The sequence below is a fragment of the Oceanobacillus caeni genome, from assembly GCF_019037185.1.
Lineage (GTDB): Bacteria > Bacillota > Bacilli > Bacillales > Amphibacillaceae > Oceanobacillus > Oceanobacillus caeni.
Genome location: NZ_JAHHXM010000083.1, coordinates 1 through 761, shown reverse-complemented (window position 1 = coordinate 761; position 761 = coordinate 1). Strand labels below are relative to the sequence as shown.

The 761-nt window shown below is 39.4% G+C and carries 1 protein-coding gene; it reads right to left on the bottom strand.

What is annotated here, in order from left to right:
* Window positions 1-152: 152 nt before the first annotated feature.
* Window positions 153-761, bottom strand: a 609-nt coding sequence (locus KM885_RS17775) for a UPF0236 family transposase-like protein (RefSeq protein WP_216884345.1), incomplete at its 5' end; no start/stop codon positions are given.

Sequence of the window (761 nt, the reverse complement as noted above, 5' to 3'; positions counted from 1 at the left end):
GTCAAGTTTTTCTCGGTGTGTCTTTCACACCAATATTTCCGGCACTCTATTTTTGTACACTTTTTCGGCTACCGCGCGACCCTTGTCGCTTGCTGTCCCCAATTTTTAGGTAACGTTCTAAAAACCAAGAACCTTACCTAAAAATCAGGGTGTTATCTAAAACTTTTTATTAACTGTCCAATAGCTGATGAATGAGCTGTATTTAGGCTTATTTTACCTTGTTTTGCTCCAATTGACGGCTGGGTTTCCTGGCGTAGAAATTCAGTCATACGAACCACTTTTTTCACGTCTCGTTGTTTTCTTACACTTCGCCTTTGGTCTCTCAAATAGACGGATCGTAATGTTTTATTTAGAATCCCTTGTTTGATCTTCACCATTGCCTCACTACCTTCTAAACTCCAATGCATTCCACGCTTTTTCATTCGGAATGAAATATGTCGTTGGTTGGATTCCATTGCACCCATGCCCCTTGCCTCTTTTGGTGGATTCTCAACTTTTTCTCTCCAATCAAAAATTCGATCCCAATTACCGCCAATATATCTACGAAAATCCTCGGCCTTTTCTAACTGCTTATCCGTTTCTAAAGTGCTCTCCAATGTATCCATCCAACGTATGAAATCATCCAGTTCGTGTTCTTTGATTGCCTTTTGTACACCTTCTTTAAACTCGCTCTTTTTAACTCCAAAAGTTCGATTCAGTGCTTTAGAAATGTGAAAGGAATCCAATTGATTTAAAACAGGATAACTAGACTGTGAGAAAGC